Source organism: Nitrosospira sp. NpAV, assembly GCF_000832065.1.
Classification (GTDB): domain Bacteria; phylum Pseudomonadota; class Gammaproteobacteria; order Burkholderiales; family Nitrosomonadaceae; genus Nitrosospira.
This window is the reverse complement of sequence record NZ_JXQM01000195.1, coordinates 1-593: the sequence shown is the minus strand read 5'-3', so window position 1 is coordinate 593 and position 593 is coordinate 1. Positions and strand designations below refer to the sequence as shown.

Sequence of the window (593 nt, the reverse complement as noted above, 5' to 3'; positions counted from 1 at the left end):
GGTGTGGCGGGCTGGTATGCAAATTGGCGCGGATGTTGCCGCATGGCAGCTATCACGGCATTGAGACCGCCATGTTGCCCTGCTGGATCAGTAAGTTGAGAGCAATGCTATCCGGGCAGGATTGCCGGTTTCAATGGGAAAGCATCTGGCGGTATGATCTGTCTGGATACGATGTAGTATATGCCTATCTTTCCCCTGTGCCCATGCCTCGTTTATGGGAGAAAGTATGCCAGGAAATGCGTCCGGGTAGCCTTTTCATCAGTAACACCTTTACTGTTCCAGGCGTCATGCCTGATCGGTGTATCCAGCTGGATGATTTTAGTGGTGCCGCACTTTATATCTGGCAAATACCTTGATGAAATTCTGCGTTATTGTCGTCGCCAGGTTGTTCCTTGCGGACCGTTTTCCAGAATAATGCCGGCTTCGTCCAGTTGCTGACGCAGTGCATCAGCCTGCGCAAAGTTTTTCTCCTTGCGCGGCTGTAGTCGCTGCTGGATCATGCGTTCAATTTCTTCTATGGAATGGTGGTCATTCTGTGGGTGTGCGGGATGTTGCAAATATTGCCTTGGTGATTGCTGTAACAGACCCAGTAT

The 593-nt window shown here is 50.6% G+C and carries 2 pseudogenes; one reads left to right on the top strand and one right to left on the bottom strand.

What is annotated here, in order from left to right:
* A pseudogene (locus tag SQ11_RS15870) lies at nt 1-356 on the top strand (hypothetical protein); the annotation flags it as partial.
* A gap of 12 nt (nt 357-368) precedes the next feature.
* Here the strand turns inward: SQ11_RS15870 and SQ11_RS15865 are convergent.
* Nucleotides 369-593 (bottom strand): annotated as a pseudogene (locus SQ11_RS15865) (cysteine--tRNA ligase); the annotation flags it as partial.